The sequence below is a fragment of the Kitasatospora sp. NPDC001159 genome (genome assembly GCF_053598235.1).
Window position 1 is genome coordinate 37,583 of record NZ_JBSFJV010000022.1, and the last position, 25,894, is coordinate 63,476.

The 25,894-nt window shown below is 67.0% G+C and carries 12 protein-coding genes; 4 read left to right on the forward strand and 8 right to left on the reverse strand.

Annotated elements, in window-relative coordinates:
* The 4 genes from ACWC9T_RS14340 to drmB are packed head-to-tail and all read left to right on the forward strand — an operon-like array spanning position 1 to position 11,204.
* The gene (locus ACWC9T_RS14340; protein WP_449821339.1) at positions 1-4,710 is read left to right on the forward strand and encodes a sacsin N-terminal ATP-binding-like domain-containing protein; all 4,710 of its coding nucleotides are present in this window, start codon (positions 1-3) and stop codon (positions 4,708-4,710) included.
* On the forward strand, positions 4,707-6,227 hold the full coding sequence (locus tag ACWC9T_RS14345; RefSeq protein WP_449821340.1) for an NERD domain-containing protein: 1,521 nt from the start codon (positions 4,707-4,709) through the stop codon (positions 6,225-6,227). Before ACWC9T_RS14340 ends, ACWC9T_RS14345 begins: the two co-directional genes overlap by 4 nt.
* A 2-nt stretch (positions 6,228-6,229) precedes the next feature.
* Positions 6,230-9,412, forward strand: coding sequence for a helicase-related protein (locus tag ACWC9T_RS14350; RefSeq protein ID WP_449821341.1), 3,183 nt, complete (start codon positions 6,230-6,232; stop codon positions 9,410-9,412).
* Positions 9,393-11,204, forward strand: coding sequence for a DrmB family protein (gene drmB, locus ACWC9T_RS14355; RefSeq protein WP_449821342.1), 1,812 nt, complete (start codon positions 9,393-9,395; stop codon positions 11,202-11,204). Before ACWC9T_RS14350 ends, drmB begins: the two co-directional genes overlap by 20 nt.
* A 292-nt stretch (positions 11,205-11,496) precedes the next feature.
* Here drmB and ACWC9T_RS14360 read toward each other — a convergent pair whose 3' ends face one another.
* The 8 genes from ACWC9T_RS14360 to ACWC9T_RS14395 form a co-directional block, all read right to left on the reverse strand.
* Entirely contained in the window at positions 11,497-12,606 is a 1,110-nt protein-coding gene (locus tag ACWC9T_RS14360; RefSeq protein WP_449821343.1) for a DNA cytosine methyltransferase, read from the reverse strand.
* Between the two features lie 84 nt (positions 12,607-12,690).
* Entirely contained in the window at positions 12,691-14,580 is a 1,890-nt protein-coding gene (locus ACWC9T_RS14365) for a DUF6339 family protein (protein ID WP_449821344.1), read from the reverse strand.
* Positions 14,577-15,476, reverse strand: coding sequence for a hypothetical protein (locus tag ACWC9T_RS14370; protein ID WP_449821345.1), 900 nt, complete (start codon positions 15,474-15,476; stop codon positions 14,577-14,579). The genes ACWC9T_RS14365 and ACWC9T_RS14370 overlap by 4 nt, the downstream gene beginning before the upstream one ends.
* Positions 15,473-17,467 carry a hypothetical protein gene (locus ACWC9T_RS14375; RefSeq protein WP_449821346.1) on the reverse strand — a complete coding sequence of 665 codons (1,995 nt, stop codon included), beginning with the start codon at positions 17,465-17,467 and terminating at the stop codon, positions 15,473-15,475. Before ACWC9T_RS14375 ends, ACWC9T_RS14370 begins: the two co-directional genes overlap by 4 nt.
* Positions 17,464-18,483: a PD-(D/E)XK motif protein gene (locus ACWC9T_RS14380; RefSeq protein WP_449821347.1), complete on the reverse strand. Its 1,020-nt coding sequence runs from the start codon at positions 18,481-18,483 to the stop codon at positions 17,464-17,466. Before ACWC9T_RS14380 ends, ACWC9T_RS14375 begins: the two co-directional genes overlap by 4 nt.
* Positions 18,480-21,050 carry a Z1 domain-containing protein gene (locus ACWC9T_RS14385; RefSeq protein WP_449821348.1) on the reverse strand — a complete coding sequence of 857 codons (2,571 nt, stop codon included), beginning with the start codon at positions 21,048-21,050 and terminating at the stop codon, positions 18,480-18,482. Before ACWC9T_RS14385 ends, ACWC9T_RS14380 begins: the two co-directional genes overlap by 4 nt.
* 186 nt (positions 21,051-21,236) lie before the next feature.
* Positions 21,237-25,406, reverse strand: a complete 4,170-nt coding sequence (locus tag ACWC9T_RS14390; RefSeq protein ID WP_449821349.1) for a trypsin-like peptidase domain-containing protein — start codon at positions 25,404-25,406, stop codon at positions 21,237-21,239.
* Positions 25,403-25,735: a CU044_2847 family protein gene (locus ACWC9T_RS14395; RefSeq protein WP_449821350.1), complete on the reverse strand. Its 333-nt coding sequence runs from the start codon at positions 25,733-25,735 to the stop codon at positions 25,403-25,405. The genes ACWC9T_RS14390 and ACWC9T_RS14395 overlap by 4 nt, the downstream gene beginning before the upstream one ends.
* Between the last annotated feature and the right edge of the window lie 159 nt (positions 25,736-25,894).

Below are 25,894 nucleotides of genomic sequence, written 5' to 3' on the forward strand. Positions count from 1 at the left end.
GTGACGACGCGGCAGTCGTGGACGCCGGACGCGTGTCTTGTTCAGGAGGTAGAGGACCAGTTCAGGAGGGCAGTCGCCTCCTACCAGGAGGATCCGCACCTCGTCTCCGAACATGCGAACCACGAGGAGTCAATACGGGTCGGGGGGTACGCCAATCGCACGCTCCTCGAACTCGTACAGAACGCCGCCGACGCCATGTCGGGGGCGGGTGAGGACCGGGAGGAGTTCGCCGGTCGCGTCGAGATAGTCCTCGATCCGGAGAGCCGGACCCTCTACTGCGCCAACGCGGGTCGGCCGTTCTCGAAGAACGGCCTGACCGCGATCACACACGCGCACCTCAGCGGCAAGCGGGGCGACGAGATCGGGCGCTTCGGGCTCGGATTCAAGTCCGTCCTCGCCGTCTCGGACGCCCCGCAGGTGTTCAGCCGCTCGGTGTCGTTCGAGTTCAACTCGCCTGCGGCCCGCGCCGAGTTCGCCAGAATCACGCCCGCCGTGAAGCGGTATCCGGTCCTTCGCACCGCTACCGTCCTCGACCCTGACACGGCGTTCGCCGGGGACCCCGTGCTCGCGGGGCTCGCGTCCTGGGCGTCCACCGTCGTGAAGCTTTCGAACGCGTCCGGCCTCGACCGGATCCGCCAGGAGATCGAGGGGTTCTCCTCGGAGTTCCTCCTCTTCGCCGACGCCGTGCGGGAGGTCAGGCTCAGGGTGCTCGGCGCCAGCGCGTTCGAGACGATCCACACCTCCCGTGATCTCGGCGGCGGCGTCTTCAGGATCGAGAACCCGAACGGCGACGGCGACGAGTGGATCGTCGAGAACCGGATGCACTCACCATCCCCGGACGCTCGACGTCAGGTCGGAGAGGCCGTCTCGCGCGCCCAGGTCAAGGTTACCGTCGCGATTCCGAAACGCCATGCGCGGCAGCGCGTCGGGCAGTTCTGGTCCTACTTCCCGCTCCAGGACCAGACCTCGGCGTCCGCACTCTTCAACGCCCCGTGGAGCGTCAACGACGACCGCACCACGCTGCTGGGCAACGACTACAACCGGGAGATCCTCCAGACACTGTCGGAGATGTTCGTCGGCATGCTGTCGCGCGTGGCGACGCCCGGCGACCCGGCGGCCCACCTCGACTACATGCCCGCGCGAGGAAGGGAGCAACTCTCCTTCGGCGACAGACTGCTGTGCTCTCACGTGCCGGTGATCTCGGCGTCGCACGAACTCGTTCCCGACGCCACGGGCACGCTGCGCAGCGCCTCCGCGCTCAAGCCGCTGGACTTCGCGGTCGAGGTCGATCAGACCGTCCATCAGGCGTGGATCCAGTCCCCGAACACTGGGGACGAGGTTCCGCACTGGCGCTGTTACACGTCCCCGCAACGATTCACGCGTCTTCGGCAACTCTTCGCGGCGTCGGTGTCCCGAAGCCACCTGGACCACGACGACAGGGACATGAAACGCGCCCTGGCGGCGTTGCCGCAGTTGGGCCTTCTCTCATGGCTGCGGGAGTGGGCCGAGGGGACGGACGAGGTGTCCGCGGCGAACGCGTTCAAGTTCGTGCTCGGGCACAGGGGTCTGCCGGACGTCGATCGGGCCCGGGTGATCCCCACCACCGACGGCATGCGCGCACTCGAGGACAGGAGCACCGTCTTCCTGCACCAGGAGGAGGGTGTCGAGATCGAGGGGGCGGTCTTCGTCTCCCCGGGGTTCCTGGCGCAGCCCGGGGTGGAGGAGGGGCTCAGGAAGGCCGGCTTCCGGGATCTGGACCCGCTCGCGATCCTCAACGCGCGCCTTGCCGCGCTCTCGCACGCGTCGGGCGACGAGGATCTCTCCAAGCTGTGGGACGCCGTTCTCGGGGTACCCGTTCCCGCCGCGGTGAAGACGTTGGCCGAGCATTCGGCAACGGTCAAGGTCCCCACGCGCGACGGCGGGTGGGCGTGGCCCCACCAGGTGTTCGACCTTGAGGAGTCCTTGGGCGACGAGCACGCGAAGAGGACGCTGGACCACGGACGCTGCATGCCGGCGGTCGCCCACGGACTGGGGGTCGTTCGCCGGCCCGCGAGGGGCTACGCCCTCGAGGACGAGCCCTGCGTCGGGCAGTACCGGGAGTGGGCCCTCGCAACACTCAACGCGAAGCAGGGCCCAGGCGAACGGCCGATCGAGAACGTCGAGTTCTATCCCGCGGAGGGCCCGGGCCCGTTCTCCGCGCTGTTCCTCCTCCGTGACGCCGGCGCATCCAAGCAACTGCGCGAGAGTTGGACCGTCGAGTTGCTCCAGGCCGGCGCGTCCGACTGGTCCTGCGAGGACCTCGACACGGGCAGGACACACGCCGTCCGGTCGCCAGCTCTCTGGGCGGTGGACCGTGCCGGCCTGCTGCGGTCGAACAAGGGGTCGTTCCACGCGCCGACGGACGTGGTCGCACCGTCTCTCGTACGGTACGAGCACCTTCTCCCACTGTTCAAGGGGCCGCGGCAGGTGGCCGACGTCCTGGAACTTCCGGACGAGCTCGACGCGGTGCCCGCTCGCGTTCTCAGGGAGGCACTCGAAGCACCGGTGTTCAACCCGCGCGTCCCGGACGTCGTACTCGTCGACTTCATCTTGACGGCGTGCCGCATCGCTCACCCGGACGCCCAGCCCCCGGCCATCCCGGCCAGGGTGGGGCGCATGGTAGAGCCTCGTTCCCCGTCATCGGTGTACCTCGCCACGACGGACGAGCAGGAGAACTACCTGTCGACGCGCCAGCGCCCCTGTCTGAGGGTGACAGAGGAGCAGGCCGACGGACTCGTCGCGCTGGCGGGTTGCCGCCGGTTCGAGGACAGTTTCGCGTTCTCGGTGATCGTCGAGGGGGTCCAGGAGAGCGAGAAGGTGCTCGACGTCTTCACCGGACTTCGCAACTCGCTCGTCGCCGACAGGCTGGTCAACGCGACGGTCGCCCGGGCGGTCCAGGTGGTCAAGCGCGTGACCACGGAGGACGGTGTCGAGGACCAGTCCCTCGACTGGCACCTCGACGGGCTCGACCTGGTGGCGTGCGGCGACACCGACGAGCGCCAGCTCCTCCGGATCGTCAACAGGGCCTTCGACCTGGGCCTCTCGAACAACGATCTCGACGGGGTACTGAAGACGGGCCTCGACCATCAGCTCGAACGGCTTCGGCAAGAGGCCAAGGCGGCCTCGACCGACGCGGACCGGCTCGGCGTCTACTTCGGCTCGGACGACCTGCGCGACGCCCTACCCAAGAGACTGTGGCAGGCGCTCGCGGCGCAGGGGCTGGTGAACCGCGAGACCTCCGTCGCCGACCTCTACCTCAAGGTCTACGGCTCGGACTCCGTCAAACTGCTCGCCGACCTGTTCCGGCAGCAGGGCTTCCCCGACGTTCCGTCGACCTGGGCGGGCGGCGCGGCGACCGTGTCGTGGCTACGGAGGATGGGGTTCCCGGCCGAATACGCGGGCCGTCGTACCGAGCACCAGCCCGACGAGTTCGTCGTCCCCGGCGCGGTGAGGCTCAGTCCCCTGCACGACTTCCAGGAGGACATCCGTCGGCAGCTCGGAGACGTGCTCACGCAGCGCGACGAGGACGGTCGTCATCGAAAGGCGATGGTGGAACTCCCGACCGGAGCGGGGAAGACGCGCGTCGCGTCGGAGACCGTGCTCAGGCTCTTCGTCGAGGGACGCCTGCGCGGCCCCGTCCTGTGGATCGCGCAGTCGCTGGAGCTGTGCGAACAGGCCGTACAGACCTGGAGCACGGTGTGGCGGGGGCTCGGGGACGAGCGGCCTCTGACGATCGGGCGTCTGTGGGAGAGCAACACCGTCCACAGGCCGGACACCGAGTTCAGCGTGATCGTGGCGACGGACGCCAAACTCTCCAAGGTCGTCGACAAGCCCGAATACGAGTGGCTGAGCAGGGCCTCGGCGGTCATCGTCGACGAGGGGCACCGCGCAGGCGACTCCGAACGGTACACGGAGATCCTGACGTGGCTGGGTGTGGCCGGCCGCGGGTGGGAACGCCCTCTGGTCGGCCTCTCCGCGACGCCCTTCAAGGGCAGGTCCGAGACTGCCACCGCCGCGCTCGCGAGCCGCTTCGGCAAGCACAAGATCAAGGCCTTCGAGGAGAACGCCTACGAGCGGCTCGTGGAACGCGGAGTGCTGGCACGGGTCCGGCACAAGGTGCTGCCCGGTATCAACGTCGAGCTCCGGCCGAACGAACGCGCGGAGGCCACGAGCCAGCGCAGGCTGAGTCCGACCGTCATGGACCGCATCGGTCAAAGTCACGCCCGCATGAAGACCCTCGTCGAGCACATCATGGGCCTCGACGAGACCTGGCCGGTGCTCGTGTTCACTCCGAGCGTCCTCTCCGCCCAGGTGCTCGCCGCCACGCTGCGGTACCGCGAGGTCGAGGCGGCCGCGGTGAGCGGACAGACCGGCCGGCAGGAGCGCCGCGACATCATCGAGAGGTTCAAGGACAACAAGATCCGCGTCCTGGCCAACTGCGATCTGCTGATCCAGGGCTTCGACGCGCCCGGCGTGCGCGCGCTCTACATCGCTCGCCCGACCTTCAGCCCGAACGCGTACATCCAGATGGCCGGCCGCGGCTTGCGCGGCCTCGCCAACGGTGGAAAGGAGGAGTGCCTGATCGTGGACATGGCCGACAACTTCGGAGACGTGACCGAAATGCTCGGGTACCGCGAGTACGAGGACCTGTGGCAGGAGCACCGCGCGTGATCATCGTTCCCGATTTGAAGGACATCGAGCGCAACGCTGGCAGCGCCGCCGAGCGCAGGGTCGCCCGCCTGCTGTGGGAGGTGGAGGGCGATCCCGACGCCGTCGCCTTCTACTCGGTGAAGCTGCGCTCGCACGCCTACAAGCGCCAGGCGGAAGCGGATTTCGTCATCCTGTGGAAGAAGGTCGTGATCGTCGTCGAGGTGAAGGGGGGAGGGGTCAGCAAGCACAACGGAACCTGGTACAGCATCGACCGGCGCGACGACTGGCATCCGTTGTCCGAGTCGCCGATGGATCAGGCCCGGTCCGCTATGTACTCGCTGAGGGACATCCTCCACGAGGAGGGGGTGGGCTGGTTCGCGCACGAGGCCCTCGTCGTCACTCCCGACACCGAGACTCCCCCGCACGCGCTCGACTGGCAGCCGACCCACTGGCTGGCGAAGGACGACATGAGCGTCACCGGGCTGACCGCCGCCCTCGATGCCGTGGCGAAGGGCGCGGCGACGCCTCCGTCCGGCCGGAGGCTCGCCCGGACGGAAGAGCTGCGGGCACGCCTGTTCGGAGAGTTCACGCGCATGCCCGTGATCGACGCCCAGCGCGGAGCGGTCATCGAGGAGCAGAACCGCGCCACGGCGGGCCAGTCCAGGGTCCTCGCCTCGTTGGCGCGCAACCCCCGCGTCATGGTGTTCGGCGGCGCGGGCACGGGCAAGTCGCTCGTCCTGGTCGAGGCGGCCAAGCAGGAGGAGAGCCAGGGACGGTCCGTCCTGATCACGTTCCACTCCCCCGAGCTGCTGCGCTTCTTCGCCCCCCACGTGGTCGACCGCGACATCGACGTAGTCCCGTTCGACCGGCTCGGGCCCGACAGGGTCTACGACGCCGTGTTCGTCGACGAGGCGCAGGACCTGATGGCCGCCGAGGCGATGGACACGCTCGACTCGGTCGTCGCGGGCGGGCGGGCCGCGGGCCGGTGGCGCATGTTCCTCGACATGAACAACCAGGCGCACGTCGACGGAGGCTTCGACCGGGACGTCTTCGACCTCGTCGAGCCCGAGGCGCTCTCGGTGGACCTGAGCCTCAACGTCCGCAACACCCGGGCGATGGTGCACATGGTGCAGGAGTACCTCGGCGCGGACGTCGGGGACCCGGGCATCGTCCACGGGGAGAGGGTCCAGTGGCACATGCTCGACGGGGCCGCCGGCGTCGAGCAGGGCGAGTCCGTGGCCAGGCGGTTGATAGCCGACGGGGTGCGCGGGGAGGACGTCTGGATCGTCAGCGCGACGTCGGACGCCGCCCCCGTCGAGACTGCGGACGGGGTCGTCGTGACGAGCCCGCGGTACGCAAAGGGCCTGGAGGCGGAGCACGTCGTCGTCTGCGACCTTCCGACGGTGTTCGACGAGGCCGGGACGGCGGCGTTCTACGTCGCCGTGACCCGTGCCCGCGTCTCGTTGCACATCGTCGCGTCCAAGGACGACAAGCGACGTCTTCAGCAACTCGTACGACAGCGGTTGGTGACGGAATGAGCATGACCAAGGCGCAGAAGCGCGCCCTGAAGCATCTTCGAGCGGCCTACGTCGGACCGGACGGCGGGGACGAAGAGGTGCTGCTCAACCTGCCGGACCGTCAGTACGCCGTCGGCATGCTGTTCCCTCCGCCCACACCCGTCCTTCCGGACGCCGGGCAGGAACTCGCGACCGGAATCGACGACGACGTCGAGGCGGACGTGATACCGGGGGACGTCGAAGAGGGCGGCGCGGCCGTGCCCCTCGCCGAGGATTGGCGTCCCTCGTCCGTCGCGATCTCCTTCGTCACGGACCAGGACACCGTCCTCTGCGACCTCTCGGGAGGCACCTACGAGCCGATCACCGACGACGGGCCCCCGCGCTGGCGGCGTCGCCCGTTCGGCTTCAAGGGCCTGGAACTCGCCCGGAAGCTCCCCCCGCATTCGCTCGAAGCCGGCGACGTCGCGCTCGAGATCGGATCCAGGTGGCGCCCTTATGGCGACGCCCATCTCGTGACGGTTCACGCGCGCGTGCGATCCGAGTCGACGGGAGTCGACCGGCAGGACATCGCCCGCATGCTCTTCCAGGTCGCGCTCGGCGTGACGCCGGCCCCCGGCGGCCGGATCCTGGAGTACGACGCCTCGAGGTCCTTCGACCTGGACGACGAGTCCGCAGAGCTGCGACTTCGCTACCGGGACAAGAAGGTCTACGCGGTGGGCCACGGCATGGCGGCCGACTGGGAGGTCGAGGACGGCGCGTGCACGCGCGTCCTCCTCGACCCCGTGCCGTCGTACGTCGTCCCCGCCGTCGAGACCGTCGGGTTCGACGACGCGTCCGAACCGGCAAAGGCGCTTCTGCTCGACAACCTGTCGCGGATCGACACGCGGCCAGACGAGGTCGTGCCGATGCTCGACGCGTTCGTCGAGGCGTTCTCCGCCTGGGTCGCGGAACAGGAGGACCGCGCCGAGGACTTCGGGACCGACACGCCGGTCGCCCGATCGATCACCAGGCGGGCGCGCACGGCCGTCGAACGCATGGAGGCCGGCGTCGACCTGCTGCGCGACCCTGAGCAGGAGAAGCTGCGAACCGCGTTCGCGCTGGGCATGACCGCGATGCGACTGCAGATGCGCCAGAGCTCGATCAGGCACGGCCAGGCCCCGGAGAACGTGAAGGAGCCCCGCTGGCGCCCCTTCCAGCTCGGTTTCCTCCTGGTGGCGTTGGCGTCCACGGTCGACGAGAAGCACGACGACCGGGAACTCGTCGACCTGATCTGGTTCCCCACCGGTGGCGGCAAGACGGAGGCCTACCTCGGCCTGGCGGCCGTCGAGATCTTCCGCCGTCGACTCGTCCACGGCGCGGAAGGCGCCGGCACCGCGGTGATCACCCGCTACACGCTCCGCCTTCTGACGTCGCAGCAGTTCCAACGCGCCGCCTCGCTCGTGTGCGCGATGGAGATCCTGCGGAACGACGACCGGCGGGCGAAGGGCATGGCCCCTTTCTCCATCGGCCTGTGGGTCGGCAACGAGGTCACCCCGGGGACGAGGGCGGACGCTAAGAAGGCCCTCGAGCGCCTGCACAAGGCCGCGAGGCCCAAGGAGGCGAACGCGTTCCAGATCGAGGGCTGTCCCTGGTGCGGCGCAGCGCTCGTACCCGACGCCGCCTCCCACGACCGGGGCCGGTACGGCTTCCGTCCCCTCGGCCACGACGTCGTCGTCCACTGCACCGACGGCGACTGCCCGTTCCGCGACGAGCTCCCCGTCGCCGTGGTCGACGAGGTCCTCTACGAGGAGCCGCCGACGATCCTCCTCGCGACCGTCGACAAGTTCGCCCGCCTCCAGTTCAACACCAAGGCGGGCAGCCTCCTCGGCCTTGGCACGGCCTACCGACAGCCCTCGATGATCGTCCAGGACGAGCTGCACCTGCTGTCGGGCCCCCTCGGCACGACCGTCGCCGTCTTCGACGCCGTCATCCAACTGCTCCTACGCAGAGGCGGAACATCACCCAAGATCATCGCCTCGACCGCCACGATCCGCGCCTCCTCGGAACAGGTCCAAGGACTGTACGGCCGAGCCGTCGCCCTGTACCCGCCGGCAGGCCTCGACGGCGACCGCACCTTCTTCTCCCGCCCCGTCGAAAACGGCGAAGGCCGCCTGTACGTCGGACTGATGCCGCAGTCCCTCTCACAGGTGTCCGCGGTCATCTCCGCGGTCGCGCCCCTCATCGAGATCCCCGAGGTGCTCGCCAAACACCCCGACTCGGGCGCGACACGCGACTCCTACTGGACGACCGTGATGTACCACAACAGCCTCCGCGAACTCGGCCGCACCGGAACACTCATGGTCGACGACGTCAAGGGCCGCCTGGAACCCCGCGCCCAGCGACTGGAGCTGCCGCTGCGCAGCGTCCGGGCCGACCGCGTCCTGGAACTCACCAGCCGCCGCGGCCCCGAGGAACTCCCCAATCACCTACGCGAACTCGCCCGAAGCGCCGACCAGACCGACGACGCCGTCGACGTCGTCCTCTCCTCCAACATGCTGTCGGTCGGCATCGACATCCCCCGCCTCGCCCTGATGCTGATGGTCGGCCAGCCGAAGACGACCTCCGAGTACATCCAGGCCACCAGCCGGGTCGGCCGCGGCGCGAACAACGGCATCGTCACGACGCTGTTCCGATCGAACCGGGCCCGCGACCGCTCGCACTTCGAGACCTTCCGCGGCTACCACGAGGCGCTCTACCGCAGTGTCGAACCGACCAGCGTCACACCGTGGTCAATGGCCTCCCGCGACCGGTCGCTCGCGGGCGCCCTCGTGGCGCTGCTGCGCCACTCCTTGTCGACCCTCGCTGCCAACGACGCCGCGGCCGGCCTCGACCTGGACGACGACCGGATGCGCGGCGCGATCGAGAGAATCGTCGCGACCTTCGTCGACCTCGTGAGCCGCGCCGAGCACATCGAGGCCGAGGACACCGAAGAGCAGGTGTGGCTGCTCCTACGCGACTGGGATCGCCGCGCAAAACGCGCCCGCGAGGACGCAACCCCCCTGCTGTACGACTACCGGAAGGCGGAGGACCAGGCGCTGCTGAAGCGGTTCGGCCAGCGCAGGGAGGGATGGCTCGTCGGCGACTCGATGCGGTCCGTCGAACCGAACGTCGCCGTCCAGGTACGCGAGCCCTTGGAAGGAGCTGGCCGTGGAACGAATCCTGCATGATCTGCGCCTCTCGGAGACGATCACACCCTTCGGCGTGGGGGCCGTCGTCGACGTCCTCGGCGAGTCGCTGATCGCGCCCGACACCTCGTGGTGGGACCGCAAGTCCGCTCCCGAGATCAGCTGCGACCGACTCCTCGCACGACTGGGCCCCGGCGGCGTCCTACGGCAGCCTCCCTCCCATTCGGGACGGGCGGCCAAGGACACCGCGCACCTGCTCTACTGGCGCTTCCCCGCCTGGCGGTTCTGCGAGCAGTGCACGACCCTCTCGAAGATCACCGGCACCTACAAGGGCCGCTGGAACAACAAGTGCAAGTGCGGCGGGGCGCTCGTGCCGATGCGCTACGTCGCCGTCTGCCAGAAGGGCAGCCACATCCAGGACATCCCCTGGTTCACCTGGGCGCACCGCGGCCACGACGCGGGCGTCACAGAGACCGTTCGCTTCTGCCGCGCGTACAAGGAACTGAAATTCGTCCGCTCCTCGCAACACGGCGAGGGCCTGTCCTCCCTCCGCGTCCAATGCAACGGCTGCAAGCGCTCCCGCCCCCTCTCCGACCTCGTCGGCAAGGAGTCGCTCCACCGCGACAACATCCGCTGCACCGCCACGCAACCGTGGGAGGAACCGAAACCCGACCACGCCTGCGACCACCGGCTCGTCGCCGTCCAACGCGGCGCCACCGGCAACTACATCGCCGACCGCCTCTCCGCACTCGACATCCCAGAAGAACGCCCACAGTCCGAGCAGAACGCCGACCGCATCCGCGGCCACGAACTGTTCGCCAGGGTCGTCGACGACAACGGCGGCCCCAAGGCGGAAATGCTCGCCGAAATGATCGCGGACGACCTCGGGGTCACGCCCGAGGACGTCCTCGCCATCGCAACCGCCGGCGACGACCCCGCGGACACCCCGCTCCTCGACCTGAAGGACGGCGAGTGGGCCGCGTTCCTCAAGAAGCTCGACGGCGGCAGGGACCACGGCGTCGGCGACTTCGTCGTCGACGGTTGGAAGATGCCCGCCCATACCACATGGCCCTCGGCGCTAACCGACCGACTCGTCGGCGTGGGCCAGGTCCGGCGCGTCCGTGAAGTGAGAGCCCTACGCGGCTTCCGGCGTCACGACGCCGAGGCCGACCTCATCCCCGCCCACCTGGGAACCGACCGAAAGCGACTGCCGATCCACCCGGCCGTCGAGCTGTTCGGCGAAGGGATCTTCCTCCGGTTCGACGAGAACCGGATCTCCGAATGGGAGAACCTGCCAGAGGTCCGCAGCCGGGCCGACATCCTGGTGCAACGGCGCAAGGCAAGCCAGTGGGCCCACCGACTCGACGCACCCGAGCCCCGCTTCATCGCCCTGCACACGATCGCCCACCTGCTCATCCGCCGCCTCGCCTTCGCCAGCGGCTACGCATCGGCTGCCCTCCAGGAACGCATCTACGCCAACTCCGACCGACCCGACCACACCGCCGGCATCCTCATCTACACCGCCGCTGGCGACGCCCAGGGCACCCTCGGCGGACTCGTCCGACTCGGCGCACCGGACAAACTCATCCCGCTGCTACTCGCCGCCCTCAACGACGCCGACGTCTGCTCCAACGACCCAGTCTGTATCGAAAGCGACCACCAGGGCTCCTCCTCCCTCAACCTGTCGGCCTGCCACGGCTGCGCCCTCGTCAGCGAGACCTCCTGCGAGACCGCGAACCGCCTCTTGGACCGCCAACTCGTCCTCGGCGGAGGAAACGTGCCCGGCTTCCTCGACACCGTCCTGGACGAGGTCCGACGCGGGGCGATCGTGTAGACGACGGGCCCGGTATCCCCTGCAAGCCGCTCAGGGGATACCGCGGCCTCCTGGGCTTCGGACGTCGACAACCCCGAGCCGATCAGGAGGCCCTGCCTTCATGCGCGTACCAGCCGGAAATCACCCGACCGAGCTGCTGTCGGCATTCGAACCGATGACCGGCATGATCGGCAAGACAACGGCTCCTGACTCCAGTACCCGTGAAATCAGGATGATCGAGAGATCACGCAGTGACCCGCTTTTGATCCGCCCCCCGTGCTCCTCGTTTCGCCTGTCGCCGATACCCGCGGACTCAGTAGTCGTAGTGGAGCTTGACAGCGGCTTCTAGCTCTTCGCGGCAGATGTTGAGCGCTGCGGCAAGGACGTGCATACCAAGCCGCGGAGGTACGGCGTTGCCGATCTGCTGGCCGATGACGCTCCGGGCGCCTGGAGATTGGACGTCATCGCCATTGTGCCGTCGCCAAGGGTAGTCACGGGGGAAGGTCTGGAGCACACCCAACTCCGTCAGGCAGAACGTTCCGAGAGGCCGCTCGCCCCACACCAGTTTGTTGCGCGAAGCTTTGCCGGTCACAGTCGCCGACGGCTCGTTGTACCGGCGTCGGCCTCTCGCTTTGGGGTCGCCGCCGGTGCCATAGTTGGACACCACCTCGAAGCTGTCACCGCGTCCGAGGGCCTCCTGCATTGTCACCCAGGGAAGACGGCACGAGTCCCCAGCGTGTCGCTCAACCCCCTTGCGGTAGCGGCGATGCGAAGGGGGAGGAAGCTCCGGGTCCCCCTTTAGCTGAGCGCCGTCGCCCGCCCAACGGGCGATCAGAATGGCACGCCGACGGGTTTGAGGCACCCCGAATTCCTCGGTGTGGAGAATGCCCGGTTTGGCCACCGCGTAGCCCTTGCTCTTCAGAATTTCCCCGAACGCCTCCCAGACCGGGAGTACCGCCGGAACCTGCTCGAGGACGATCGCTTGATAGGGCCTTCCGTCGATGAGAGCTTCAAGCGCCCATCGCAGCGGTTCCAGGACCAGCCCGGTGCGCTCGTCGCTGAGTTGCTTGAGATCACGCCGAATCGCCTCGAACTCCTCGTCGTGCCGACCCGGCTGCACCGCAGCGTAGCGCTTCGCGAACTCGAAAACCTGGTCTAGCGCCGCCCTGCCCTCGCCGTTACCGGCGACTGTGAAGGTCTGGCACGGCGGCCCGCCGACGAGCACGTTGGCGTCCTGGAACCGGGCCGGCTTGTACTTGCGTACGTCGACAGGCTCCGTTGGCAGACCGGCTGCTTGGCGTGTAGCACAGGCATCCTCATCCCATTCGATGCCCGTGACAACCGGGATTCCCAACGCCTTCGCCGCCATATCCAGTCCTCCCGGGCCGGCGAACAGGTCGATGATCTTGAAGGGCGTGGACACGCGGTTTCCTTGCGGGGCTCAGGGAGAGGAGAGCTTCGGTTTCCCTCCGCTCTCCCACGTCGCGGACTCGGGTCGGCCCCTATGCTAGCCGGCGAGACTGTCGCTGGACCGGGTGGGGACCGGCGTGAGGTGCCCCAGGACCGCCTCGCCTGTGCTGAGGGAGCGGGCGAGCGCGCGGCCGATGGCCTCGGCTAGCGGTGGCGGCAGAGCATGGCCGACCTGGCGGTACTCGGCGGTCTTGCCGCCGGCCAGTTGCCAGTCGTCGGGGATTGCCTGGATCATCGCCGCCTGCCGCACCGTGATCTTGGGATTCCCGTCGATCGGGAACCCGGCATCCGGGGGATCATTGGCGAGGCTGTTGCCGTCGACGCCGAGGTTGGCCCAGGCGCGCTTGCTGCCGGTGGGGCCGAGGTCCGCCCCACCTCGGTTCTCCGACCCACCCACGAGCGCGGGTGCCGCTTGATCGGCGCGCGTGCACCACAGCTCGGCACCGGGCCAGCCGTTGGCGGCCATGGAAGTGCGGAGCACCTCGCCGACCGTGGGCGTGGGCTTGCCGGTCGGCTCCGGCCAGGAGAAGGCCGAGTTATAAGGCTCGAGCAGAGCCACGAGAAACGCGCTTCGCCGGTTCTGGGGGACGCCGAAGTCGGCAGCGTTAAGGACCGTCCAGCTGGGGTGGTATCCGGCCTGTGTCAGCTCCGATTCGATCGAGGATCGGTCGGCGGCGAAATCGGGGCTGTCGAAGAGGTCCGGGAGGTTCTCCAGCAGGAGTGCCTTCGGCCGGACGAGGGTCAACAACCGAAGGGCTGCGGCGAGCACCTTGCGCGCCTCGGTGTCGTCGGCCCGCCGGACTGCGGCTGCCGACTTGATCCGCGGTAGGCCCCCGCTGATCAAGTCCACGTTGAGCAGATTCGGGTACTCCAGCGGGTCGAATTCGACGATGTCTTCGCAGCGTACGTCCCAGTGCGGGCGGTTGAGGCTGATGGTGGCGCAGGCCTTGCGGTTGTGGTCGAGCAGCATGACGGGGTCGAACCCCGCCCGCTCGAGTCCGAGTGCTTGGGCACCGGCTCCGGCGCAAATTTCCAGGAAGGTGAAGCGTCGCCTTGCGTGTCGGGCTTCGTCCGTCGCCGGGGGCGTGAACTGTGCCGGTGGTGGGGCCGGTGCAGGGATCAAACCCGACACCGCGCTCGGCTTGGGCTCCGGCTCGACCTTCTCCGCGGAAACCGCCTGCAAAAGCGCCGTCACCGACTCCTGTGCCACGGCCTGGAGCTCCTCATCGAGAGCTTGCTCCTCGATGCCGTCGAACAGGACGAAAGGGGCAAGCCGGAGCAGCCTCTTAAGGAAGTCGCGCAAGGCGTCGCGCTCACTCAGGCCGCGCAGGTCGAGACCGTTCCAGACCCGCAGGATGGCCTTGACCGTGTACGGGCTTCCACCGAGCGCAGCCCGGCGGGCATAGATCTGGTCGAAAGCGGCCTCTCCGAGAATCCTGAGCGCGCCATAGGGATCGGGGTCATCGGAGGAGTGGACGAGCTGGGCCCTCCACCACAGGCGACCGAAGACGTGCCGGGTAAGGTCGCTGCCGAGGATGCGGTCTCTGGGCGGGTCTGGGTAGCGCCAATAAGCGACGTCCGGTAGCAGGACCAGGGCCAGGAAAGCCCATACGTCCCGCGAAGCGGCCTCCGCAGGGACCAGGCCCATCTCGGAGTGCAGCAACGCCGCCAGTCGGATATCGAACTCGGCGTTCGACGTGCGACTGGATCGGTTCGGGAATCCGGCCTCTGTGGCGAGGTCTACCACCAGGCCGCGCAGTCGCTTGAGTCGGGTTTCGGAGATCCGGTCGCCGCCGGTCGCGACGTACACGGCGGAGGAGTGGGTGATGGCCACACGCTCCGCGAGTTCGGCAGGCGAGAGGTGGCGATACTCCTCGAAGAGCGGGCGAGCCTGACCGGAGAGCAGCCGGGGGTAGAGGAAGCTCATTTCGACACCTCGAAGATCTTGACGGCTTCCTGGATTTCCGAGGCGAACAGGCTGGGCGACTGTTGCCGGCGTAGCCGCATGTCGTTGATCGCACGCCCGGGGAAGAGTTGGTTGAACAGGACCGTCAAAGTTGCCCCGAGTGAGTCGTCGGGGAAGTCGGCGCTCTCGACGAACTCCTCATGGGACAGCGCGTATTCGATCATGGTCCGCGCCGTGTCCGCATACACCGCGGACAGCACGATCCTGTCGACGTCGCGCGGCTTGCCGGCGTTCTCGAAGGCAGTGGCGACTACCGTATTCCGCTCGTTGACGAGCAAAAGGAGTGAGCCCATGGTGGCGCTCTCCAGGTTGCCGCTGATCTGAAGGTGCCAGGCCGCGCGGTCAGGGAAGGAGGTCCGCGCGAAGTCGATCACTGCCATGGGAAATTGCGGTGCATCGCCCTGAAGGCGCAACGACGCGCGGTCGCTCCACAAGACCGATCCGGCCCGGCGCGGAGATGAGGGCCGCCCGTCGCCTCGACGTTCTGCGAGAACGAGAGCCGTGTCCAGTAGAAGCAGACCGCCTAGGTCCGCCCCTCGGAGCAGGACGTCGAGCGAGATCGTGGCCTGGCCGCTGCCCGTCAAGCGGACGTGCTGGGCCGGCCCGCTGAGGTTGGAGCCGGTGGCTGTCCAAACGGCGGCGACCATGAGCGCGGCGCTCGGTGGCAGCCCGGCCTGGGTACGTGCCTGGCCTTGGTCGATCCGGACAGTCCGGCGTAGCCGAAGGTCCATCTGGTAGTCCCAGTCGAGCAGCGCCTCGGGTATGGGAACCTGGCCGTCGTCGGTGACCAGAACCCAGGGGTCGGTGTGGACGACGCTCTCGGAGGGGATCCGGTACGGGAGTGCTCGGCGGCTCACAGGGTCGTCACCGCCGCAACCTTGATGTCGATCTCGGTCATGGTGTCCGGGGCGGGACGGACCACGGCTCGCCATACGACGTCGCTTCCGTCCATCTCGCAGGACGGGCCAGCGTGCAGTCGTCCGTCGGCGTCCTGCCAGCCGAGAAGCTCAGGCATCTGTGCGCCGAGCGGGGGATCGATTTCGCGTCCACCGCTGCCCGGCAGTGTGACGGCCAGATCAGCGCGGACGCGTTGGCGTCCGGGTACGGGCAGCCTGAACTCCTGCACTAGTACGGTCGTCTCGGTGAGGTCGTCGTAATAGGGCTCGCCCACGTACTGCACGCGTGGGCGGCGGCGAGCCGTCGATCCCGCGCCGTAGGCAGGTGTATCCGTGCTGCCTACGGTACCGACGTCTTGGCCGCCTCCCGATCCGTGATCCGCCGCCGGGCGATTAGCCACGGAGGCGGTGCCGGTCGGGATGTGCTCCTTGCCTGTCGGCTCCGGTGCCTCCCGTTCGTCGGCCTCCGAGGCGCGTGAGGAAGTGGTCGCCGTGCTGCCGGGTCTGCCGTAGTCGGTGGCTCCGCCGATTCCCCAGGCGCCTCCGACAAGACCCGAGAAGAGCGAACTGGCTGCGCCTAGCGCCACCTTGGCTGCACCGGACCGGGCGGTCCCGCCGAGTGAGAGCAGCCCGTCAATTGCCTCGTGGATGCGCCGGAACGTGGTCCGGACGAACGTGCTCTCGGGGTGCTCGAGCGACTGAGGGTTCCAGGCGTCGTGGGTCGGTGGCTCGGCTTTCGCATAGACGTCGTCCATGCCCGGGTCTCCCCGGAACACTCCGGCGTATCCCTGGTTTACGCTCGGCGGTTTGGGGCCCAGGTGGTAGGTGACGACCAGTTCGGCCGGTCGCATGAGGCAGACGTGATGAATGAGGTCCTCGATGCCGAGCATACGAGAGGCGCGAGTGGGCTCTAGAGGCAGCATGATGCGGGTGACCAGCCCCATCCTGCCGAGAAACCTCCTGGGTCTGCCGCACTCGACGTCGGTGCCGTCTGGTCCGATCATGGCTTCGTAGGCGGCGACGAACATGTCGAGCGGGCGGGTCTGCCGCGGATCCGGGACGGGATGGTCCCTGCCGTCGCAACTGACGGTGAAGCGCATCGCGGGCTGTCCCGAGCCGGTGGCGATCATCTTGGGCCATAGATGCCAGGCAGCGGTCTCCGCGAGATAGTCCGCTGCTTGGGCCGGCTGGAGATCCTCGAGTAGAGGGTCGATGACCACGATGGTGGTGCCGGTCTCCTGTGGGCCGAACGGCCTGAGGCCAAGACGTCGGGCCATCGACTCGGCTTCGGCACCGACGAGCGGTTCGATGACCTCTCCCGAAGCGTCGCCCCACCAGTGCCTACCGGTGTACCGACGCTCTCCGGTCGGTTCGTCGGCGACGTAGCTCTTCCATAGGGCACAACCGATGAGCCGGCTCTCATAAGTCCCGTCCCCCGTGCGGCAACGGGTGTGTACCAAGATCGTGCCGCACTTGGAGAGAAGGTAGAAGATGCCTTTGCCGAAGCCGTAGGTACCGCCGCCGAGGACTGTGTTGCGTGGCTCGCCGATGTTGCGGACGAAGGAGACGAAGTCGCGATCCTCGCCGATCGCGCTGTCGGCTCGGGTGGGTCCGCCGAGGCCGTTGGTACCGCGGTCGGAGATCGCCATCATCCAGACCGTGCCGTGCTTGAGGGAGTCCCGCAGCGGCAGGTGTGCCGTGACGGGTGCGCCGTTCAGAACCAGTTCGCGCCATGCACCTATGTGGGCAGGACCGACCGTCCGAAGGTCGATGCGATAGTCGACCGGTTCCGACGAGTCCGTCTGCCGCGCGTCCCAGCTGTTCTGCGCGGATTCACGCACCAGGATGGTGAGCAGGTCGAGCTCCGGGCGGCCGAGCTGATTGCGGATGCCTTCGGCGGCGCTCGCGCCTTCCGGGGGGTAAGGCTGGGAGAACCAGCGCGGCTCGGTCATGCGGACTCCTCTATCACAGCGCGCAGAACCTCCGTGACCTTGTCGGCATCCATCGGGGCTGGCACTTCGCCGGAGAGGTCGATGGTGTACTCGACGTCGAGGGCGGCGACGGGAATCCCCGCTCGAGCCAGATCCCGACTCGTCAGCTTCGGGAAGTCGGCGTCCACTTCGTGCCAGCGTTCTTCGGCTATGACGAATCGGACGTCGTGATAGTGATCGAGGTCGGAAGAGCGGTACCCTGCCCCGGCGAGCAAAGCCAGAAGGGCACTCTCGTCGTCGCAGAGTCGCAGCGCGCGGTTGACCAGGTCCGCGAACGCGGTGCCCGTTTCAGTCACGCGTTCCAGGCGATACCAGACGAGATGGAGCGCCCCTCCGGTTGGGGCTTCGAGCTGGTCAAGGCCGTGGATGCGAGGGCGGCGGCCTCCGCCTCTTATGGAGGACTTAACTTCAATCGCGGTGAGCGAAGACGAGAAGTCGTGACGGTGCCCGTGGGGGCCCCGCCAGGACCGATGTGCGCTCGGGTCTTGTTCGAGTAGACGGTTAAGAACCGTCAACTCACCGAACAAACCGGCAAGTTGCTCGGTCCCAAGGGGCGCACCGTTCGTCTGGAACAGCGCCTTCCAGCGGTCGAGTACGCGATAGAGCGCCTTCAGGGGATTGTCCGGGAGAGCAGCCGTTGCGGCGAGCACGTCCCCACACAAAACGGTGAACAGGTCCTCGAGATCGCTGCGCAGGCAACATAGGTCCGCGTACGTCCGGTAACTGTCCTCGTCCTCCAGGGCACGCTTACTGAGTCGGAGTACCGGTCCGTCCAGGCCTCGTCGAACTCTTTGTTGCGAGGCGATCGGCACCAACACATGGCGATGCCCGTCGTGGTCGATCGCCGCGGCCAGTGGACCGTTGACGGTGGTGACGGGGAGCTCGGACACACGCAGGCGACGCTCACCGGAGGCCGGCTCGGCCGAAAGGGCAGACCAGTGTTCGTCGACGACGTCACGCAGGACGGTTTCCCTCACGCTTCCTCGCCATCGAGCAGACTGAAGTCTTCCTCCTCGATGTCGACCCCGGACAGGTCGGCGGAGACGTACTTCACGACCTCACTGTCGTTGCCCCTCGGATCGGGGAAGACCATGCCGACGCCGATGACGTGCTCCTCGGCGTTCAACGCCGCGCGACGATCCTTCGAGGGATCGGGCTCGGACGTCTTGTCGATCGGGTACAGCACTAGCAGTCCGGTGTCCGGGAACTGGCGCCGGCGCTCGGCCATGATTTCCTTCTCCGGGAGCTTGGACGTGTCCCCGCTCAGGTCGATCGTGGCATCTCGCCGGCTCATCAACGTCTTGATGTCCGCGAAGTCGGCCTCCGAGGCGCCCTGCTCGGGGTCGAGTCGGGCACGATTGACTCGTCCGACGGCAATGCCGGGAGTGAACTCGAAGAGGTTCGAGCCCTCGGAGTCGACCGGGGTGCCGACGATGGCGACGTTCCACCGGCCCAGCGAACCGGCGGTGCGGACGCGTTTCCGGATGTAATCGCTGATCAGTCCGCCGTCGTTCTCGGGTGACTTTTCGTGGAACCGGTAGTCGCGCAGGAATTCCAGCACCAGTTCGTGCGGAACGTCTCGGAAGATGTACCGGCCCTCCGTGGGTCGCTCCTCTCGCCGAACGGCGTTCGCTGAGGCCTGGTCGACGAGCCTACGTGCCGCGGAGAGGTTCGCTCGCAGCCACTCGGCATTGGTGTGGAAGTAGTGTGTCTGCACACGCTTCCCACCGTACGAGGAGGCGGCCGTAACCGCGTCCCGCATCTTGGCCGCTGCGGTAACTCGTAGTGCCGGGTGGGTGCGCAGCCGGACGGCGAAGGTGAGTGGTGTCTCGTCTTCGGTCATGTAACGGTCGATATCGAGGCGCATCTCCGCCTCTACGGTCGCCAAGTGTCGGAACCACTTGGCCAGTTCAGCCGTCATCCAGATCCGGGGAAGGTCGGCGTAACCGCGCCGGAACCCGAACCAGCGTCCCATCTGCAGCAGGGTGTCGTAGGCGGAAACGGCGCGGACGAAGTAGCTGACTGAGAGGCCTTCCAGGGTCAACCCTCGCGAAAGCGTGTTGCCGCCCACCGCAATGGCCACGATAGGGCCGTTCTCGTAGTCGAGCCGGTCCTCGCTGCTGGAATTGTCCATGATGACACGGCAGCTGTCCAGCACTCCGCGGACTTCCGGCAGCAGCTCGTCGAACTCTACCTTCGTCTCGTCGAGATCCTCCGCCGGAACTCGTGCGGTCTCCGCTTCCCACAACGCCCGCAGCTCGGTAACGAAGACCGGATCGCCTAGGTTCTCCTTCGCACTCCTGCAGAGGTGTTCCAACGGCACTTTGAAGCTGTTGTGCACTGCGGTGTTGACGCTCGTGTGAATGAGCATGGTGTTGTGGGGATTGCCCGTACCGCGCACTCGTCGGGCGGCCGTCACCATCCAGAAGTACCGGACGGCATTACGTAGGGTGTCGGTGATGACCGGCACGAAGCCGTCGACGTCGAGACGCGACAGCGGCCGTACGCGCTTCTCGTCACTAGCCGGGATCAGCCGGATCATGTCGAAGCCGTCGTCGACCTGCTCCGGGTCTTCGCCGTCCAGTGCATCACGGCCGAAGAGGACTTCGGTCCCGAAGTGCCCTTGAGGCTTGGGCAGGTTGACGATGAAGTCCTTGGGGTACAAGTCCTCGGCCGCCGGGTCGATCAGCAAGTTGGCGAACGGCGTGGCCGTGTAGCCGAGGTACGCGGCCTTCGGCAGGCTGCGCATGATGTCGAGGATCAGCGGATTGATCGATTTGGTGGCGACGGTCGCCTGATCGGCCTCGTCGTCGATGATCAGCGCTGGACAGTCCTGGAGGTAGGTCGATGCCTTGTCGAGCCAACGGGCGAGCTTGCGCAGCACGGCCGCGTTCTTCTTGACGACACATAGAACATGTGTCCGATTGGCCTTTCCGAAGTAGGAGGCCGGGTTCTCCCGCGGTGTGAAGTCCTTGTCCAGACCGGTGAGCTGCGACCACATGGTCGGGTTGGGCTCCACCAGTTGCTGCACGAGGCGCGCCTGCGTCTGCCTGCGCAGACCGTTGTGGATGCCGGCGAGGACGATGAACAGCTTGTAGCCGCGATCCGCGGCTTTGGCCATCACTGCCGTGAAGTTGGTGGTCTTTCCCGACTGCACGTGACCGACGACCAGGCCACGCGTGGAGAACTCCTGCTCCCGCGGGTGGTTAAGCAGCGAGACGATCCGTGTCGAGGAGTCGTCCAGGCTGTTAATCGCCGGGTCCTGTGGCCAGCGGTCCTCTCGGAGCAGATTCACGATCGCGGGCCAGCACTTGTCACTCGGCCGCGGGCCCGTGTACCAGCTGTAGCGGTCGCCGTCGACCACTGAGTGCGGTTCTTCAAGTTCCTTGATGCGGAACGTCTGCTGCTCGTGCCGCTCGCGGATCTGCTGAACGATCTCAGGGGCGACGCCGAACTGCTGCAGTCGCTTGACCGACTCGGCAGGTGTGAAGGAGTCGAGGAGTGCCCTGAAAGTGTCGTACATCCCGTCGAATTCATCGGTCATGCGAGTCGACCGCTCCCCGTTCTCGTTCGATACAGCTGATTGTGCCCTCGGGTGCCCGGGGCTCCGGCGGCGCGTTCCGCAGACACTGCCGGCGCAAGGTAAAACCTGCGCCGGCGAATCCTCGTCATATAGCAGGTACACGCTAGTGGTCGCGTTGGGGTCTCAGAGACGGAATCAAGGTCACGATCAGTCTTCATCTCGTCGGACCTCTTCCTGTTGAGGCCAAGGCGTTCTCCGACGCGTAGCGGCGTGCGACTCTCCGGAAGGCGGTGTATGTGTCGACGGTGCCGTCGGTTGCGTGATGGACAGTGCCAAGATCCCGTCGTCCAGACCGATCACGACGAGTCCCTCGGTTTCGGTGATGGACAAGGCTCGTGAGTGGACCGGAATCGCCATGACCGAGTACGGCGTGCGGGGGTCCCAGAAGCGGACCGTACGGTCGTCGCCTGCGGTGGCGAGGAGCGTTCGGTCGCCCGACGTAATGGCGCACGCGGCCCTCACCGGTCCGGTGTGCCCGTCGAAGATGTGCAGTGTGTCGCCGGTGGCGGGGTCCCAAAGCCGAACCGTTCGATCGTCGCCTGCGGTGGCGAGGAGCGTTCGGTCTCCCAACGGAACCGCGCACACGGCGTTAACCCTGCTCGTATGTCCTTCGAAAGTGCGCACCATGTCGCCGGTGTCGGGATCCCAAAGACGCACCAGCTCGTCACCTGCCGCGGTGGCGAGGAGACTCCGGTCGCCCGCCACGACCGAGCACACGGTGTTAACCCATTTCGTACGCTCGATGGTACGCACGATGTCGCCGGTTTCGGGGTCCCAAAGGCGAACTGTTCGATCGTCGCCGGCGGCGAGGAGACTTCGGCCGCCCACAGGAACCGCGCATACGGTGTTGACCCCGCCGGAATGCCCAAGGACACGCAGCATGACACCGGTTTCCGGGTTCCAGAGGCGAACCGTGTCGTCATCGCCAGCGGTCGCGAGAAAACTTCGGCCGCCCATCGGGAGGACGCACACGGCCCTGATCCAGTCGTTATGTCCTTCGAGGGTACGCAGCACGTGACCGGTCTTCGGGTCCCAAAGGCGAACAGTGTCGTCACCACCCGCAGTCGCGAGGAGACTCCGGCCGCCTACCGAGACAGTACACAGAGCAGCTACGGCGCCGATGTGGCCTTCGAGGGTGCCGGGCGCATCGCCGGTCCTGGGGTCCCAAAGGCGAACCGTGTTGTCGTCGCCTGCCGTGGCAAGGAGACTTCGGCCACCCACCGAAACTGCGCACAAGGCCAGTACGGCGCCGATGTGGCCTTCGAGGGTACCGGGCGTATCACCGGTAACGGGGTCCCAGAGCCGAACCGTTCGGTCGTCGCCCGCGGTGGCGAGGAGCGTTCGGTCGCCTACCGGGACCGCGGACACGGTGTTGACCCACTTGGTGTGCCCCTCGAGCACACGCAGCGGTTTACCGGTCTCGGGGTCCCAGAGCCGAACCGTGTTGTCGTTGCCCCCCGAGACGAGGAAGGTACGGTCACCCACCGGGACCGAGCACACGGTGTTGACCCATTCGGTGTGTCCTTCGAGCACACGCAGCGGTCTACCGGTCTCGGGGTCCCAGAGCCGAACCGTTGTATCGCTGCTGGCGGTGGCGAGGAGCGTTCGGTCGCCTACCGGGACCGCGGACACGGTGTTGACCCACTTGGTGTGCCCCTCGAGCACACGCAGCGGTTTACCGGTCTCGGGGTCCCAGAGCCGAACCGTGTTGTCGTTGCCACCCGAGACGAGGAAGGTACGGTCACCCACCGGGACCGCGTACGTCGCTCTGACTGCTCCGGTGTGTCCTTCGAGGACGTGCAGCGGTTTACCGGTTTCGGGGTCCCAGAGCCGTACCGTGTTGTCGTTGCCACCGGAAACGAGGAAAGTACGGTCACCCACCCGGACCGAGCACAGAGCCAGCACCGCGCCGGTGTGCCCTTCGAGGACACGAAGCAGATCACCGGTCTCGGGGTCCCACACTCGAACCTTCGTATCGCTGCTGGCGGTGGCGAGGAGCACTTGATCACCCACCGAAACCGAGCACACGGTGTTGACCCAGTCGGTGTGGCCTTCGAGAACGATTTCCTCGGCATGAGTCGACCCAACCGCCCAGACCGCTCGATACGGAGCGTTAAACGGGACCTTGCGATAGGTGTTGCCCAGATGCTCCCGTGCCTCCGTCACGCTGAAAAGGGCGACTCGATCTGCCGGTGCCGCGTCGAGCGCCTGGGGTGTCTTGCGAAGCAGACGGCCGCGGGCCAGCGCTGTGGCTGAGGATGCCGCTTTCGCGGCTGGAACCAAGCGGCGCAAGTCGGCATATAGGGGATACGAGTCCTCGTCCAGCAGATCGTTGATGACACCACCGCGGACGGCATGCCGAGGTAGTGAACTAAGCAGGTAACTCGGGGCGCCCTTCCAGTGGTCGGTGCGGCCCAGGTACTTGAAGGCGCGAGTGATGGCTCGCTCGTCGCTCTCGGTCGCGCCGGCCGCGTCACGAGCCCTGAGAAGGGACTCGTTCAGCGCCTGGTGGAACAGCCGGAAAGCGCCCGAGGAGGTAGAGGAATCACTTGACTCGATCAGGAAGTTGGCTGCTGAGGATCGGGCAAAGGTCAACAATCCATTCGCACTGGGAGCCCGGCCGCTTATGGACTGGACAGCCGTAAGCCATAGGTCGATCGTCAGCCCGGGGGACTCCGCGTATGCCAGGACAGTGAGCAACTCGACGGCCGGGATTCCGTCCACGGTCGGTAGCAGAGCGAGATAGTCGCGTAGCGCAGCGTCAACGGTCGGTGTGAAGGAGACACGTGCCGGGTCGATCGCATGCCGGTCGTGCATGCCATGGGAACGGGCAACCAGCCCGGCGATCAGGAAGTTGCCGTGCGCTAGGAGCGCGATTCGCTCGGCCACGGTGACGGCTGCGGTCTGCTCCGCATACGGGCTGTCCGGGCGCTCGTCGCCGAGCAACTGCAGGGTCGCCTGTGTGTAGGCAGCCAGGTCCTCCTGCGCGAAGAATTCGGGGCTGTCGAGGTCCACGGGTTCGATGGCGTTGCGGAAGGGGGCCAAGAGGTCACCGGCGTCGTCCATACGTCGGCTTCCGACCACCACTCGCACACCGAGGTCCACGCACGTCTCTGCGAGAGGGATCGCGATGCTCCGCATGATCGTCCGCGCTTGCTCAGGCGTGATGGCTTCGTCCAGAGCGTCGATCACGACGGCGAAACCACGCTGAGGTCGCTCTCTGAGCACGCTTCGCAGCATCAAGGGCAGGTCGTCTGCCCGGTCGGGCAAAGGAGCGGAAGCAGCGGCGGCGATCTCCTGTGCGACCTCTAACGCCGTCTTGCCCCGGGCGTGCACCGCACACGCTACGGATCCCTCCGGGGCGCGCACCGCGTCGTCCTCAGGTGGCAAAGTCTCCGCGATTCCCCGATCGGCGGTGGTGACGATGCGTCCCAGCACTGCGGACTTACCGACGCCAGGCGAGCCGGTTACCAGCAAAACCTGCCGGCGATCACCGGTTTGGCCCGTGATCCAGGCAACGATCGCGCTCAGCGCCGCTGTTCGGCCACGGAAGCGGAAACCCCGCTCGGCGTCCGTACTCACCCCTCGGGCGCGAGGACGCCAGTGCCGCCCGGATTCGGGATCGTCCGCAAGGGTCCAACCCCACGCGGACAGCGCGGCATCGCCGGCAGCTTCGACGGACCAGTCGGTGAGTAGGTGCAGCTTCTCGTCCGGCAGGAACAGGTCGACCGCCCGCATCGTCAGCGCGCGGGCGTGCCCGCTACTTTCCTGCGCCTGGCCCACCAGCCCGACGACGGCCTGATAGTCGGCCGACCAAAGCGCAGCTCCGCTAAAGCCCGGCCGGACATGAGATTTCGACTCCGTGTCCAAGTGGACCCAGCCATAGCCGATCTCCTCACCGATCGAGCCGGTCGCCGAGCTCCCCCAAGCACCGTCCGCAAAGCCGAAAGACCACCACTGACTGCCGGCCAGATCCCTAGGGTTCGGCCGACGTAGCTGCGCAGCGAACTCCTCTGACACCGGTTGTTCAAGGACCAGGACCGCCACATCCTGCTCGTCCTGGGCATCCGAGTCAGGCGCGATCACTTGACGGACCTTGAACCGATGCTGCATCAGCTCTAGAGCCTTCGGAAAGACCACCCACAGTTCGTTACGCGGCGCACGGCTCGAGATGACGACGTGGGCGCACGTAAGCACTCGATAGGCGTCGATCAGGAATCCCGAACCGAGAGGCTGCCGATCTCGCTCCGTCTCGTGAATCGCGGCGACCCAGCCGTCCGCCCTTGGTCGGGGGCCGTTCGGGAACGCCGTGGTCATTCCAGGCTTCCGTCCTCGCCTCCGTCCTGCTTCTGGCCGGGTCGCCAGATGAGCTTCACTCCGAAGTTAGCCTCGGTAGCAGCCTTGGCGATCAGCCAGTTAGCCGAGCCGTTCACCTTGACGCCGAACGACACCTCGACCTCGGAAGGGCTGAGCCTCACAGCCTGATCCAGCACGGCTCGCGCGGCCTCGACGGCTGGCCGTACCGCCTCTTGGACCCGCCCCAAGACCTGACCGGCACGGACTTGCTGCCAGTCGTCCGTCGGCTCGATCTCGAACTGGACGACCGTGTCCGAATCCAGCTCATACGACACCACTCGAGATGCCACAGGCCCCCCTTCGCTAGCACTGCGTTGCAAAGACGGTACCGGCAAGCTCCGACATCTGCCGAACCGGTGGCGTGTTGCTCCAGCCCCAGAGGTCGACGCCTGCCCCATACCGACCATGTATGGGCGTAAACGTCCGCATCGCGGCGAATCCGACCCTTC

Excerpts from the sequence above, each read along its gene's own strand:
- ACWC9T_RS14350 (WP_449821341.1), top strand. The coding sequence starts at position 6,230 with ATGACCAAGGCGCAGAAGCGCGCCCTGAAGCATCTTCGAGCGGCCTAC.
- ACWC9T_RS14365 (WP_449821344.1), bottom strand. The coding sequence starts at position 14,580 with ATGAGCTTCCTCTACCCCCGGCTGCTCTCCGGTCAGGCTCGCCCGCTC.
- ACWC9T_RS14375 (WP_449821346.1), bottom strand. The coding sequence starts at position 17,467 with ATGACCGAGCCGCGCTGGTTCTCCCAGCCTTACCCCCCGGAAGGCGCG.
- ACWC9T_RS14385 (WP_449821348.1), bottom strand. The coding sequence starts at position 21,050 with ATGACCGATGAATTCGACGGGATGTACGACACTTTCAGGGCACTCCTC.
- ACWC9T_RS14390 (WP_449821349.1), bottom strand. The coding sequence starts at position 25,406 with ATGACCACGGCGTTCCCGAACGGCCCCCGACCAAGGGCGGACGGCTGG.